The sequence below is a fragment of the Mycobacterium sp. E3305 genome (assembly GCF_001666785.1).
In the GTDB taxonomy this organism is placed as follows: domain Bacteria; phylum Actinomycetota; class Actinomycetes; order Mycobacteriales; family Mycobacteriaceae; genus Mycobacterium.
The window spans coordinates 1-13,352 of sequence record NZ_LZJA01000261.1 but is presented as its reverse complement, the minus strand read 5'-3'; the positions used below and the strand labels follow the sequence as shown (position 1 = coordinate 13,352).

General features: G+C 70.3%; 15 protein-coding genes. 10 read left to right on the top strand and 5 right to left on the bottom strand.

The window, feature by feature from the left end:
* Nucleotides 1-254: 254 nt before the first annotated feature.
* The 6 genes from rimP to A5701_RS23435 all read left to right on the top strand — a co-directional run bounded on the left by rimP (nucleotide 255) and on the right by A5701_RS23435 (nucleotide 6,696).
* The gene (gene rimP, locus A5701_RS23455) at nucleotides 255-779 is read left to right on the top strand and encodes a ribosome maturation factor RimP (protein ID WP_067759954.1); all 525 of its coding nucleotides are present in this window, start codon (nucleotides 255-257) and stop codon (nucleotides 777-779) included.
* Complete coding sequence (gene nusA / locus A5701_RS23450) at nucleotides 779-1,834, top strand: transcription termination factor NusA (RefSeq protein ID WP_067759949.1); 1,056 nt, start codon at nucleotides 779-781, stop codon at nucleotides 1,832-1,834. Before rimP ends, nusA begins: the two co-directional genes overlap by 1 nt.
* Nucleotides 1,835-1,928: 94 nt before the next feature.
* Nucleotides 1,929-2,303 carry a YlxR family protein gene (locus A5701_RS27745; RefSeq protein WP_197505048.1) on the top strand — a complete coding sequence of 125 codons (375 nt, stop codon included), beginning with the start codon at nucleotides 1,929-1,931 and terminating at the stop codon, nucleotides 2,301-2,303.
* A 64-nt stretch (nucleotides 2,304-2,367) separates the two neighbouring features.
* A complete protein-coding gene (infB, locus tag A5701_RS23445) occupies nucleotides 2,368-5,130 on the top strand; it encodes a translation initiation factor IF-2 (RefSeq protein ID WP_067759946.1) in 2,763 nt (920 codons plus the stop codon).
* 107 nt (nucleotides 5,131-5,237) lie between these two features.
* Complete coding sequence (gene rbfA / locus A5701_RS23440; protein WP_067759943.1) at nucleotides 5,238-5,711, top strand: 30S ribosome-binding factor RbfA; 474 nt, start codon at nucleotides 5,238-5,240, stop codon at nucleotides 5,709-5,711.
* Entirely contained in the window at nucleotides 5,686-6,696 is a 1,011-nt protein-coding gene (locus A5701_RS23435; RefSeq protein ID WP_067759940.1) for a bifunctional oligoribonuclease/PAP phosphatase NrnA, read from the top strand. Before rbfA ends, A5701_RS23435 begins: the two co-directional genes overlap by 26 nt.
* A 12-nt stretch (nucleotides 6,697-6,708) precedes the next feature.
* Here A5701_RS23435 and A5701_RS23430 read toward each other — a convergent pair whose 3' ends face one another.
* Genes A5701_RS23430 through A5701_RS23420 form a run of 3 tightly spaced genes read right to left on the bottom strand, consistent with a single transcriptional unit; the run spans nucleotide 6,709 to nucleotide 8,446 of the window.
* Complete coding sequence (locus A5701_RS23430; RefSeq protein WP_067759937.1) at nucleotides 6,709-7,290, bottom strand: hypothetical protein; 582 nt, start codon at nucleotides 7,288-7,290, stop codon at nucleotides 6,709-6,711.
* Nucleotides 7,291-7,312: 22 nt separating this feature from the next.
* Entirely contained in the window at nucleotides 7,313-7,684 is a 372-nt protein-coding gene (locus tag A5701_RS23425) for a hypothetical protein (protein WP_067759934.1), read from the bottom strand.
* 12 nt (nucleotides 7,685-7,696) lie between these two features.
* Nucleotides 7,697-8,446 carry an enoyl-CoA hydratase gene (locus A5701_RS23420; RefSeq protein WP_067759932.1) on the bottom strand — a complete coding sequence of 250 codons (750 nt, stop codon included), beginning with the start codon at nucleotides 8,444-8,446 and terminating at the stop codon, nucleotides 7,697-7,699.
* A 44-nt stretch (nucleotides 8,447-8,490) separates the two neighbouring features.
* Here A5701_RS23420 and A5701_RS23415 point away from each other — a divergent pair, with 44 nt between their 5' ends.
* Nucleotides 8,491-8,760 carry a DUF2277 domain-containing protein gene (locus A5701_RS23415; protein ID WP_067759927.1) on the top strand — a complete coding sequence of 90 codons (270 nt, stop codon included), beginning with the start codon at nucleotides 8,491-8,493 and terminating at the stop codon, nucleotides 8,758-8,760.
* On the top strand, nucleotides 8,757-9,329 hold the full coding sequence (locus tag A5701_RS23410; RefSeq protein ID WP_067759923.1) for a DUF1802 family protein: 573 nt from the start codon (nucleotides 8,757-8,759) through the stop codon (nucleotides 9,327-9,329). Before A5701_RS23415 ends, A5701_RS23410 begins: the two co-directional genes overlap by 4 nt.
* On the opposite strand, the gene A5701_RS23405 is transcribed toward A5701_RS23410, so the two are convergent.
* Entirely contained in the window at nucleotides 9,288-11,012 is a 1,725-nt protein-coding gene (locus tag A5701_RS23405) for a CocE/NonD family hydrolase (protein ID WP_067759920.1), read from the bottom strand. The two genes, A5701_RS23410 and A5701_RS23405, sit on opposite strands and share 42 nt — an antisense overlap.
* Nucleotides 11,013-11,039: 27 nt before the next feature.
* Nucleotides 11,040-11,624, bottom strand: a complete 585-nt coding sequence (locus tag A5701_RS23400) for a DUF3558 domain-containing protein (protein ID WP_067759917.1) — start codon at nucleotides 11,622-11,624, stop codon at nucleotides 11,040-11,042.
* A gap of 147 nt (nucleotides 11,625-11,771) precedes the next feature.
* Here A5701_RS23400 and A5701_RS23395 point away from each other — a divergent pair, with 147 nt between their 5' ends.
* Together A5701_RS23395 and A5701_RS23390 are read left to right on the top strand one after the other, a co-directional pair.
* Nucleotides 11,772-12,749: a metallophosphoesterase gene (locus tag A5701_RS23395; protein ID WP_067759913.1), complete on the top strand. Its 978-nt coding sequence runs from the start codon at nucleotides 11,772-11,774 to the stop codon at nucleotides 12,747-12,749.
* The coding region (locus A5701_RS23390; protein ID WP_067759910.1) for a 4'-phosphopantetheinyl transferase at nucleotides 12,746-13,352 on the top strand (607 nt) is incomplete at its 3' end. The genes A5701_RS23395 and A5701_RS23390, both read left to right, overlap by 4 nt.

Here is a 13,352-nt window from a genome sequence, read left to right as displayed (position 1 = left end):
CGCCGCCGGCGAGCACACCACGCCGGTTGACGGGGGGAACTGCGCTAGCCACAACCACATCCTGCCATCGGCGCGGCGGCGGTTACGAAGCCAGGCGCGATCGGGTCGTCAGAGGCGATTCCTGGCGTATCGTTGATAGCTGGCTCTCGCGGAACGGCAGCCCTCGCGTTCCGCCAGGACACTGGAGCCGCCCCCAAACCACGGGGCGGCGACACCCTCCAGCTGACCGGACAACTCAAGATGAGGAGCTCGCCGTGACCACCGGGCTACCTTCGCAGACGCAGGTGATCGAGCTACTCGGTGATGAGTTCGCGCGCGCCGGATACGAGATCGAAGACGTGGTCATCGACGCCCGGACGCGCCCCCCGCGGATCATGGTGGTCGCCGACGGTGACGACGCGCTCGACCTGGACACCATCGCGACGCTGTCGCGCTCAGCGTCGACTTTGCTGGACGGCATGGACGGCATCCGGGACCGGTATGTGCTCGAGGTGAGCTCGCCGGGCGTGGACCGCCCGCTGACCAGTGCCAAACACTTCCGCCGCGCCCGTGGCAGGAAGGTCGACGTGGACCTGTCGGACGGTTCGCGGCTGACGGGGCGCGTCGGCGAGACCCACGATCACGCGGTCGCCCTGGTGGTCCGCGAAGGCCGTGACTACCGGGTGCGCGACATTCCGCTCGCCGATATCGCCAAAGCCGTTGTCCAGGTGGAGTTTTCGCCCCCCGCCCAGGCGGAGCTGGACTTGGCGGGCCAGGCCGACAGGAAGGAGCGGCGCTGATGAACATCGACATGGCGGCGCTGCATGCCATCGAGGTGGATCGGGGCATCTCGGTCACCGAGCTACTCGAGACGATCAAGTCGGCGCTGCTCACCGCCTACCGGCACACCGAGGGCCACCAGAACGACGCCCGCATCGAGATCGACCGCAAGACCGGTGTCGTGAAGGTCGTCGCCCGCGAGACCGATGAGGACGGCAACGTCATCAGCGAATGGGACGACACCCCCGAGGGTTTCGGCCGCATCGCGGCGACCACCGCGCGGCAGGTCATGCTGCAGCGGTTCCGGGACGCGGAGAACGAGCGCACCTACGGCGAGTTCTCCACCCGCGAGGGGGAGATCGTCGCGGGCGTCATCCAGCGGGACAGCCGCGCCAACGCCCGCGGTCTGGTGGTGGTGCGGATGGGCACCGAAACCAAGGCCTCCGAGGGCGTGATCCCGGCGGCCGAACAGGTCCCCGGCGAAAGCTACGAACACGGCAACCGGGTGCGGTGCTACGTGATCGGTGTGACCCGCGGCGCCCGTGAGCCGATGATCACGCTGTCGCGGACGCATCCGAACCTGGTGCGCAAGCTGTTCTCCCTGGAGGTTCCCGAGATCGCCGACGGCTCGGTCGAGATCGTCGCGGTCGCGCGCGAGGCCGGCCATCGCTCCAAGATCGCGGTGAAATCCAATGTTCCCGGCCTGAACGCGAAAGGGGCCTGCATCGGCCCGATGGGACAGCGGGTCCGCAACGTGATGAGCGAGCTGTCCGGGGAGAAGATCGACATCATCGACTACGACGACGACCCGTCGCGCTTCGTCGCCAACGCCCTGTCACCGGCCAAGGTGGTCTCCGTGTCGATCATCGACCAGAGCGCGCGGGCCGCCCGCGTGGTGGTGCCCGATTTCCAGCTGTCGCTGGCCATCGGCAAGGAGGGCCAGAACGCGCGGTTGGCCGCCCGCCTCACCGGGTGGCGCATCGACATCCGCGGCGATACGCCGGGTGGTTCCGAGGCGCATTCGCAAGCTCACCCCGAACACGGCGCCACCCATCCGATGGCGCACGAGCGTTAGCGCAGCAACCCCGCCCGCCAGGGCGGCCGCGGGGGAGAGCGCCCAGCACCGTCGGGCGGTTCTGACGATCGGGTAAGTGACGCTAGACTGAGCCGTGATCCAGCGTGAGCCTTCGGTCTCGGCGCACAGGCGTGTGGACGGACCCGTCCGGACGTGTGTCGGGTGCCGGAAGCGAGAGTTGGTCGTCGAACTGCTTCGCGTAGTGGCTGTGTCGCGCGGGAACGGCGAATATGCCGTGATCGTTGACACCAGGAGTAGCCTGCCGGGGCGGGGTGCGTGGCTGCATCCCGCATCGCAGTGCGTGCAACAGGCGATTCGGCGGCGGGCTTTCACCAGAGCGCTGCGCATCGCCGGTTCCCCGGACGTGTCCGCGGTGGTCGAGCACCTAGAGTCTCTAGGCGCGCCCGATCGTCTCGGCACCAACAGAAGAGGCAGCAAAGAACATGAGCACACCGTGAAGTCCCGATGACCATGCGTCATAGCTAAACCCGAGGCGCGGCCCCACGACTGTCGCCTCATAGACAGGAGATGTAGTGGCAGGTAAGGCCCGCGTACACGAGTTGGCTAAGGAACTCGGTGTCACCAGCAAGGAAGTCCTCGCCCGGCTGAATGAACAGGGCGAATTCGTAAAATCCGCATCGTCAACGGTGGAGGCGCCGGTCGCTCGTCGACTGCGCGAATCCTTCGGGGGCGGCAAGGCGGCTCCCCAGAAGACCGCGGCCAAGGCGGCCGCCAAGGCTCCCGTCCGGGGACCGGACAAATCGCTCGACCAGGCACTCGACAAGGCCATCGGCAACGGCGAGGCCGCCGGCGCAGCGACGACGGCCACGGCGCAGGCCGCCCCGGCCGCGCCCACCGAAGCGCCGGCCCGTCCCGGGCCGGTGCCCGGCCGCCCCTCACCGGGACAGCCCGGGCAGCCGAAGCCGCCCGCGCCCGGCCAGCCGGCCGGCCAGCCCGGACCCCAACCCGGCATGACGCCGGGTCCGCGCCCCGGTCCGGCGCCGAAGCCCGGCGTGCGCACCCCGCGCGTCGGCAACAACCCGTTCTCGTCCGCGCAGCCCGTCGACCGGCCGATCCCGCGCCCGGTGCCCCGCCCCGGGGCGCCCCGGCCCGGTGCGCCGCGTCCCGGCGCTTCGCCCGGCAACATGCCGCCCCGTCCCGGCGGCGCCGCCGGTCAGGGCCGCCCGGCCCGGCCCGGTGCGCCGCGGCCCGGCGGTGGGCGCCCCGGCGGCCCCGGCGGTCGTGACGGCGGCGGTGGCAACTACCGCGGCGGTGGTGGAGTTGGGGCCCCGCCCGGGGGTGGCGGCGGTGCGGGAGGTTTTCGAGGCCGTCCCGGTGGCGGCGGTGGCGGCGGCGGCCGCCCCGGTCAGCGCGGCGGCGCGGCCGGCGCGTTCGGCCGTCCCGGGGGTGCGCCCCGACGCGGCCGCAAGTCCAAGCGGGCGAAACGCGCCGAATACGAGAACATGCAGGCGCCGGTCGTCGGCGGCGTGCGGTTGCCGCACGGCAACGGCGAGACGATCCGGCTGGCCCGCGGCGCGTCGCTCTCCGACTTCGCCGACAAGATCAACGCCAACCCGGCCTCGCTGGTGCAGGCGTTGTTCAACCTCGGCGAGATGGTGACGGCCACCCAATCGGTCGGCGACGAGACGCTCGAGCTGCTGGGCAGCGAGATGAACTACGTCGTCCAGGTCGTCAGCCCGGAGGACGAGGACCGCGAGCTGCTGGAGTCGTTCGACCTGACCTACGGCGAGGACGAGGGCGGCGAGGAAGACCTGCAGACCCGGCCGCCGGTGGTGACCGTGATGGGTCACGTCGACCACGGTAAAACGCGGCTGCTGGACACGATCCGGAACGCCAGCGTGCGTGAGGCCGAGGCCGGTGGCATCACCCAGCACATCGGTGCCTACCAGGTCTCGGTCGACCTCGACGGCAACGAGCGGCTGATCACCTTCATCGACACCCCGGGACACGAGGCGTTCACCGCCATGCGTGCCCGCGGCGCGAAGGCCACCGACATCGCCATCCTGGTGGTCGCCGCCGACGACGGCGTGATGCCGCAGACGGTGGAGGCCATCAACCACGCGCAGGCGGCCGACGTGCCGATCGTGGTGGCCGTCAACAAGATCGACAAGGAGGGCGCCGACCCGGCCAAGATCCGGGCACAGCTCACTGAATACGGTTTGGTGGCCGAGGATTTCGGTGGCGACACGATGTTCGTCGACATCTCGGCGAAGGAGGGCACGAACATCGAAGCGCTCGAAGAGGCGGTGCTGCTGACCGCCGACGCGGCCCTGGACCTGCGGGCCAACCCCGACATGGAGGCCCAGGGCGTGGCGATCGAGGCGCACCTGGACCGCGGCCGCGGCCCGGTCGCGACGGTGCTGGTGCAGCGCGGCACGCTGCGCGTCGGCGACTCGGTGGTGGCCGGCGACGCGTACGGTCGGGTTCGCCGCATGGTCGACGAGCACGGCGACGACGTCGAGGAGGCGTTGCCGTCGCGGCCGGTGCAGGTCATCGGCTTCACGTCGGTCCCGGGCGCCGGTGACAACTTCCTGGTCGTCGACGAAGACCGCATCGCTCGCCAGATCGCCGACCGGCGCAGCGCCCGCAGGCGCAACGCGCTGGCGGCGCGGTCCCGCAAGCGCATCAGCCTGGAGGACCTGGACTCGGCGCTGAAGGAAACCAGCCAGCTGAACCTGATCCTCAAGGGCGACAACGCCGGTACGGTCGAGGCGCTCGAGGAGGCCCTGATGGGCATCCAGGTCGACGACGAGGTGGAACTGCGCGTCATCGACCGTGGCGTCGGTGGCATCACCGAAACCAACGTCAACCTGGCGTCGGCGTCGGACGCGGTGATCATCGGGTTCAACGTGCGCGCCGAGGGCAAGGCGACGGAGCTGGCCAACCGCGAGGGTGTGGAGATCCGCTACTACTCGGTGATCTACCAGGCGATCGACGACATCGAGAAGGCCTTGCGCGGCATGCTCAAGCCGATCTACGAGGAGCAGGAGCTGGGTCGCGCCGAGATCCGCGCGATCTTCCGGTCCTCCAAGGTCGGCATCATCGCCGGCTGCATGATCAGCTCCGGGGTGGTGCGGCGCAACGCGAAGGCCCGCTTGTTGCGGGACAACGTCGTGGTCACCGAAAACCTCACGATCAACTCGCTGCGCCGGGAGAAGGACGACGTGACCGAGGTGCGGGAGGGCTTCGAGTGCGGTATGACGCTGGGCTACTCCGACATCAAGGAAGGCGACATCATCGAGTCCTACGAGCTCGTGCAGAAGGAGCGCGCCTGACCGCCACCGCCGACGATGCAGAACGAAGTGATGAGGAGAAGGCGGTGAATTCATACCGCCGCCGACGATGCAGAACGAAGTGATGAGGAGAAGGCGGTGAATTCATAATGGCCGACCCCGCCCGGGCGCGCCGACTGGCCAAACGCATCAACACGATCGTCGCATCGGCGATCGAATTCGAGATCAAGGATCCGGGGCTCGACGGGGTGACCATCGTCGACACGAAGGTCACCGCCGACCTGCACGATGCGACGGTGTTCTACACCGTGATGGGCCGCACCCTGGACGACGAGCCGGACTACGCCGCCGCGGCGGCCGCGCTGGAGCGGGCCAAGGGCGCGCTGCGCACCATGGTGGGGGCGGGCACCGGTGTGCGCTTCACGCCGACCCTGACCTTCAGCCGCGACACCACGTTGGACACCGTGCAGCGGATGGACGAGTTGCTGGCGCGCGCCCGCGCCGCGGACGCGGACCTGGCGCGCGTCCGATCGGGGGCCAAGCCGGCCGGGGATGCCGATCCTTACCGTCCCAGCGGGGCAAGCGACGAGGACACCGGTGACGGCGACCGACGCGAAGACTGAGCTGTCCCGCGCCGCGGCAGCCGGGGCACGCGTCGACGCCCGCGGTGCGGTCGAATTGCTTTCCGCCGCCGAAACCATCGCGGTGGTCGCCCACGTCCACCCCGACGCCGACACCATCGGCGCCGGGCTGGCGCTGGCCTTGGTGCTGGACAAGTGCGGCAAAAGCGTCGAGGTCGGTTTCGCCGAGCCCGCGACGCTGCCCGAGTCGCTGGCCTCGCTGCCCGGCTGTGGATTGCTGGTGGCCGCGGACGCGATGCGGCGCGACGTCGATTTGGTTGTCACCGTTGACGTTCCGAGCGTCAAGCGGCTCGGCGCGCTGAGCGAGCTGGCCGGTCCGGGCCGCGAATCGCTGGTGATCGACCACCACGCCTCCAACGAGCTGTTCGGCACCGCGAACTTCGTTGACGTGTCGGCGGATTCGACCACGATGTTGATCGCCGACATCCTCGACGCGTGGGACAAGCCGATCGAACCGGACGTCGCGCACTGCATCTATGCCGGGCTGACCACCGACACCGGGTCCTTCCGCTGGGCCACCGCCCGCGCCCTTCGGCTGGCGGCCCGGCTGGTGGAGGCGGGCGTGGACAACGCGGCGATCAGCCGGACGCTGATGGACAGCCACCCCTTCGACTGGCTGCCGCTGCTCTCCCGCGTGCTGGGCTCCGCGCACCTGCTGCCCGACGCCGCCGGTGGTCGGGGGCTGGTGTACGCGGTTGTCCGACACCAGGATTGGATCAGTTCGCGTCCCGAGGAAGTCGAGAGCATCGTCGACATCGTGCGCACCACGCAGCAGGCGGAGGTGGCCGCGGTGTTCAAGGAGGTCGACCCGCTGCAGTGGTCGGTGTCGATGCGGGCCAAGGCCGAGGTGGACCTGGCGGCGGTCGCGTCCGCGTTCGGCGGGGGCGGTCACCGGCTGGCCGCCGGCTATTCGACGAGCGGCCCGATCGAGGACGCGGTGGCTTCGCTGCGCAGTGCCCTGGGCTAGGACGCCGTTGGGCTAGAACGCCCAGCTGCCCGCGCGCTGCAGCACGAATCCGTGGTCGCCGCTGGTGGTGTCCAGGCAGGCCACCAGGTTGTCGGCGCCGACGGCGCACGTGACGTTCAGGTACGTCAGCTTCTGGCCCACTCCGAGCAACTTGCCGCCCGGGGGAAGGGCCGCGGGGTTGCCGTCGCATCCGCCGTAGGACATGCGGCTCAATTGGTAGCCCGGCCCCTTGAACTCAGCGGAACCCACCAGGCAGTCGCCCGGGTGCGGGCGCCCGCCGAGGACGGGAACGTCGTCGATCCCGGGCATGTCGCCCTTGCACTTGATGTCCTGTGACGGCTGCGGCGCGGGCGCCGGCCCGCCGTAGAAGTCGCACGCCAGCGAGTACGGGGTGGAGAAACTGATTCGGGGCGGGGTGCCCGGCCCGGAGCTGGCCACGTAGCCGTCCGCCGGGACCGGGGCGAAACCGTCCAGACTGGGAAAGCCCGCCGGTGGCAGCGCGGCCGCGCGCGGCAACGCGGGCCCCGCGAGCGCGAACGCGAGCGCCAGAACGCCCACCAGGACCCTCACGGTGACGTCGACGACCGTACGCATCAGCTGATCGTATGGGTTGACCTCAGTTCACCCATAAACCAGCGGCGATCAAAACGGACCCGAGGGCCATGACCAGGCCTAACGCCGGCCATTTCCACATCCCGGGGCGTCGGCGAGCACCCGCGACCAGCGCCCCGACGCATGACACCAGCAGTCCCCCGGCTATTCCGGCGACGATGACGACCGTCCCGGCGAAGGTGCGGTGGACGAAGTGGGTGACACCGGGGCTGTCGCAGTTATCGCTGCATATCGGCAGCATCAACCACATCGAGGACAACAATGCCAGGGCGAACGCCCCGGCACTGACCACCAGCTGCACGACGAAGAGCAGCACGGTCGCGACGGTGTCCGCGGTCGCTCGTCCGCGCCGCTGAGGCGGCGGGAATTGCGTCATCAGTTCGGCCGGCTAACGGACCTGGGCCCGGCCGCGCTGCAGCACCGCCTCGCGGTTGGCGGCGATGTCGTCGCCACTGGTCCGGAACCGGCGGGCCGCCATCGCCTCCTGCCACAAGCCCGCGCTGGTCTGCGCGTCGTCGATCCGGTGATAGGACGCCAGCAGCGCCCGCACCGCGTCCTGGTTGTTGCCGACGATCGACGCCGCCACGGCGCGGGCGGTGCCCGACAGCGCCTCGTGCGGCACCACCTCGGTCACCAGCCCGGCGCGCAGCGCGTCGGCCGCCGACAGGTAGTCCCCGGTCATGCTCATGCGCCGGGCCAGGCCGACGCCCACCTTCTGCGGCAGCCGCACGCTCAGCCCCCAGGTGGGCAGCAGGCCCACGCGGGCGTGGGTGTCGGCGAACCGGGCGTTCTCCGAGGCGATCAGGATGTCGCAGTACAGGGCCAGCTCCAGTCCGCCGGTCACCGCGGCGCCGTTGATCGCACCGATGACCGGCTTGCTCAGCGGTGGCCACCGCGGGGAGATGTCCGGAAGAGCCGAGGAACCCCCCAGCTCCTTGAGGTCCAGGCCCGCGCAGAACACCGGGTCGGTGCCGGTGACGATGATGACGTCGACGTCGTCGTCGGTTTCCGCGTCGGCGAGGGCCCCGAAGAACCGATCCCGCAGCGCGGAGGACAGCGCGTTGCGGGACTGCGGCCGATTGAGGGTCAGGGTGCGCACCCGCTCGTCGGTCTCGATCAGCAGGATGTCATCGGTCATGTGTTCACCGTAGAGGGTGACTCGCGGCGCCTATCGTGGATCCCATGTGCCGGAACATCACCGAGCTGAGGGGCTTGCAGCCCGCGGCCACGCCGCAGGAAATCGCGGCGGCGGCGCGCCAGTACGTCCGCAAGGTCAGCGGCATCACCCACCCGTCGGCGATCAACGCCGAGGCGTTCGAAGCCGCCGTCGCCGAGGTGACCGAGACGACGACGCGGTTGTTGGCGGCGCTGCCCCCGCGACGGCAGCCGCCCAAGACGGTCCCGCCGCTGCGCCGGCCCGCAGTGATCGCCCGCCTCGAGAACGCGCAATGACGCAGACGACCACCACCGGAACCGCGACGCCCGCGCTGAAGGAGTGGAGCGCGGCGGTGCACGCCCTGCTGGACGGGCGGCAGCGGGTGCTGCTGCGCAAGGGCGGCATCGGGGAGAAGCGCTTCGAGCTGGCCGCCGACGAGTTCCTGTTGTTCCCGACGGTCGCGCACAGCCACGCGGAGCGCGTCCGGCCCGAGCATCGCGACCTGCTCGAGGCGGCCGCCGCCGACAGCGCCGAGGATCGCCTGGTGATCCGGGCGGCGGCGAAAGTCGTTGCGGCGGTGCCGGTTAACCAGCCCGAGGGCCTGCCGTCGATCGAGGACCTGCACATCTGGACCGCCGAGTCGGTGCGCGCCGACCGGCTGGACTTCCGCCCGAAGCACAAGCTGGCGGTGCTGGTGGTGTCGGTGCATCCGTTGGCCGAGCCGGTGGACATCACCCGCGCACCCGACTACGGGGGCTGCAAGAGCTGGGTGGAGCTGCCCGTGCGGGCGCCGTTCGGGGCGCCCGTTCATGACGACGCGGCGCTAGCCGAGGTCGCCGCCCGCGTCCGCCGCGCCGTTGGCTGACAGGTCGAGCGGGCCGACGGGCAGCAGCAGCCGGGAGCGGCCGTAGCGCACGGTGTGGGTGGCCGGCCTGGACTGCCGGCCCGTCAGGATCGGCTCGTCGGTGCCCAGGTTGCGCGCGTAACGGGGGAACCAGCTGCCGGCGATCAGCACCCGGATGCGGGAGCCGGCGCGGAAGCGGTGGGCGACGCCGTCGAGCTCGATGCGGAGGGTTTTCTTCGAGTTCTTTGCGTTCTTGGCGGCGGCGTCCAGCCGCCGGTAGCCGTCGCTGACGTTCTTCGATCGGCCCTTGAAGTCGACCTCGCTCACCCGGACGAACAGGTCGACGTGGGGGTTGTCCGCGCCGTGCGCCAGCTCGACCACCGGGCTCCCGTAGACGCAGAGGTCGTGGGTGAGGGTGAGGCTGGTGAAGGCCAGCACGTCGTCGCGCGCGGCGAGCCGGCTGTCGTCGCGGTAGCCGCCGTTCGGCGAGAGCAACGGTCCGCCCGTGGTAGGGGTGGGGTCGGCGGGGTCGTAGCGGAAGGTCGCCGGTGCCAGCCGCGTCAGGTCCGTCGGCGCGGTCTCGCCGAGGTGGCCGCCCGGCCGCAGGTACAGCGCGCGTTCGGTGGTGGCCGGCGGCCAGTCGGGCACGTTGCGCCAGCCCTGCCCGGTGACGCAGACCCGCACCCGGCTGGGCCGGTCCGCGGGCGCGCCGCCCAGGTGGGTGTCCAGCCAGTCCAGCGACTCCCGCATGCAGGTGCTCAATCCGGTGGTGAGCACCTGGGCGTGCGTCCACGGGCCCATGGTGAGCGCGACGTCGAGGCCCCGGCCGCGCAGGTGCGCGTACTGCTGCAGCGTCTGCCTGACGAAGATGTCCTGCCAGCCGCCGATCAGCAGCACGGGCACCTCGGCCCGGTCCAGCGCGGCGCCGCAGCGCAGCGCGTCCCAGAACGGGTCGCCCGGATCGGTGTGCTCCACCCACGACTCGAACCACGGCGCGCCCGCGCCGAGCAGCGCGCGAGCCGTCTCGCCGACCGGCAGCCCGAGGGCCGCCTGTGCCACCTTGCCGCGGTTCTGCAGCTGGCGCAGCGCGGAACGCGCCCGGATCGGGTCCTCCTGGTGGGCCACCATGTCGCTCCAGCCCAGGAAGTCGTTGATGGCGAACGAGCCTGTGCCCCAGACGGATTCGTTGAAATCGTGCGGCCCCACCGTGATGACGGCCGCGGCCAGCTCCGGTGGGGGATCGGTCAGTAGCGCCCACTGGGTGAACCCGAGGTAGGACAGGCCGACGGTGGCGAAGCTGCCGGTGAACCAGGGCTGCTCGCGCAGCCAGGCCACGGTGTCGGCGCCGTCGGCGGCCTCGTTGGCCATCGGCTCGAATGCCCCGCCCGACCCGAACGTGCCGCGCACGCTCTGCAACACGACGTGGTAGCCGCGGCTTGCGTACAGCGCCCCGAACAGCAGCGAGAACGGCAACGCGCGCCCGTAAGGGCCCCGGGCCAGCACGGTGCCGGCGGCCGACGCGGTGGCCGGCGCGTAGTGATCGGCCACCAGGTCGACCCCGTCGCGCATGGGCACCCGCACGCGTTCGACGGTGTAGTCCATCGTCGCGGGCCGCAGCCCCAGCAGCCGGCCGGCGGCCTTGGCGCCGACGTGCCGCAGGGTGTGCAGGGCGGGCTGGGCTGGTCGCGTGGAGGTGATACTCACGGTGCCCAGGTTAAGGCCCGCCGGTCCCTAGAACTTGTAGTAAGGCGCCAGGTCGTTGGCGCGCTGCAGATTGGTGGACATGCAGTCCACCTCGGGATTGGAGTAGACCGTCGAGTAGTACAGCGCCTGCTGCAGCACGCCGTAGCTGGTCTTGAACACGGTCATGCAGGAGTAATACCAGTAGCTGTTGTGGTACGTCGGCTTGAGCACCCAGTACTGCGCGGCGCGGTGGCCCGCGATCGTCGTCTCGACGGCGTCGGGCGGCAGCGTCTCCTCGTAGGTGCGCCAGATGATCGGCTCGACGGCCACCTGGTAGTTACCCGCGTCGAAGTGGCAGCGCAGGCCGTCTTCGTGTTCGGGCGGTGTGAATCCCAGCCCGAGCCGCTGGATCACGTCGAACGGGATGTCCTCGCACGCGTCGAAGGGGCGCGGGTCGGTGGTCGCCACGATCGGGCTCTTCATCGTGGTCTCCATCGGCGCCGCGGTCGAGCGCAGCTCGACGCGCCCACCGCCCTCGGGCCCCGGCGCGGCCCCCAGCCATCCCGCGGTGCCTGCTACGGCCGCTGCGACCAGGGCGCCCACCGCCCCGATCAGACGCACCTTGGCGAACACGACACCCCCTGACGGCTCGGCGCTCCTTTGCCGGGAGTGTACAAGTCGCGTCGGTGAGGCCACAGGGAAACAAGAACACGTTCTAATGCCGCGGGCAAGGGCCGGTCCTGGCCGGCCCGCGACCGCGGGTCATTAGGCTGGTTAATCGTGGCTGGTCAAAATGCGGGGCACGAATCGCCCAACGGGGGACAACCGACGCTGTGGGCCGTCTCCGACCTGCACACCGGGCACCTCGGCAACAAGCCCGTCACCGAATCCCTGCACCCGTCCTCGCCGGACGATTGGCTGATCGTCGCCGGCGACGTCGCCGAACGCACCGACGAGATCCGCTGGGCGCTTGACCTGCTGCGCCGCCGATTCGCGAAGGTGATCTGGGTGCCCGGCAATCACGAGCTGTGGACCACCACCCGCGACCCGGTGCAGATCTTCGGCAAGTCCCGCTATGACTACCTGGTCAACATGTGCGACGAGATGGGCGTCGTCACCCCCGAACATCCCTTCCCGGTGTGGACCGAGCGCGGCGGCCCCGCCACGATCGTGCCGATGTTCCTGCTCTACGACTACAGCTTCTTGCCCGAGGGTGCGACGAGCAAAGCGGAGGGCCTGACCATCGCGCGGGAGCGCAACGTCGTCGCCACCGACGAATTCCTGCTCTCGCCGGAGCCGTACCCGACCCGGGAGGCCTGGTGCCGGGAGCGGCTCGCCGCCACTCGGGCCCGCCTCGAGCAACTCGACTGGATGACGCCGACGGTTCTGGTGAACCATTTCCCGATGGTGCGCGAACCCTGCGACGCGCTGTTCTATCCCGAGTTCTCGCTGTGGTGCGGAACCACCAAGACCGCCGACTGGCACACGCGATACAACGCCGTCTGTTCGGTCTACGGCCACCTGCACATCCCGCGGACCACCTGGTACGACGACGTGCGCTTCGAGGAGGTGTCGGTGGGCTACCCGCGGGAATGGCGGCGCCGCAAGCCGCACAGCTGGTTGCGCCAGGTGCTGCCCGACCCGCAGTACGCGCCGGGCTACCTCAACGACTTTGGCGGCCATTTCGAGATCACCCCCGAGATGCGGCAGCAGGCCGCGCAGTTCCGGGAACGGTTGCGGCAGCGGCAGTCCCGATGACCGAGCAGTTGCTGGTCTCCTCGGTACTGCCCGACGCGCGCGAGCTGGCCTACTCCGAGCTGTATTCCGACCCGCCCGATCTGGCCCCGCTGCCCGAGGAGGAGCCGCTGATCGCCAAGTCGGTCGCCAAGCGGCGCAACGAGTTCATCACCGTCAGGCACTGCGCCCGCGTGGCGATGGGCGAACTCGGCCTGCCGCCGGTGCCGATCCTCAAGGGCGACAAGGGCGAACCGTGCTGGCCCGACGGCGTGGTGGGCAGCCTCACCCACTGCACCGGCTACCGCGGCGCGGTCGTGGGCCGCACCGAGGCGGTGCGCTCGCTGGGCATCGACGCCGAACCGCACGACGTGTTGCCCGACGGCGTGCTGAACGCGATCAGCCTGCCCGAGGAGCGCCACGAGATGGCGGCGCTGCCCGCGGGCCTGCACTGGGACCGAATCCTGTTCTGCGCCAAGGAGGCAACGTACAAGGCCTGGTTTCCATTGACCAAGCGCTGGCTGGGTTTCGAGGACGCCCACATCGTGTTCGACCTCGACCCGCCCGACGGCGGGACGACCGGGGTGTTCGTGTCCAAGATCCTGATCGACGGGCAGGCGCTCGACG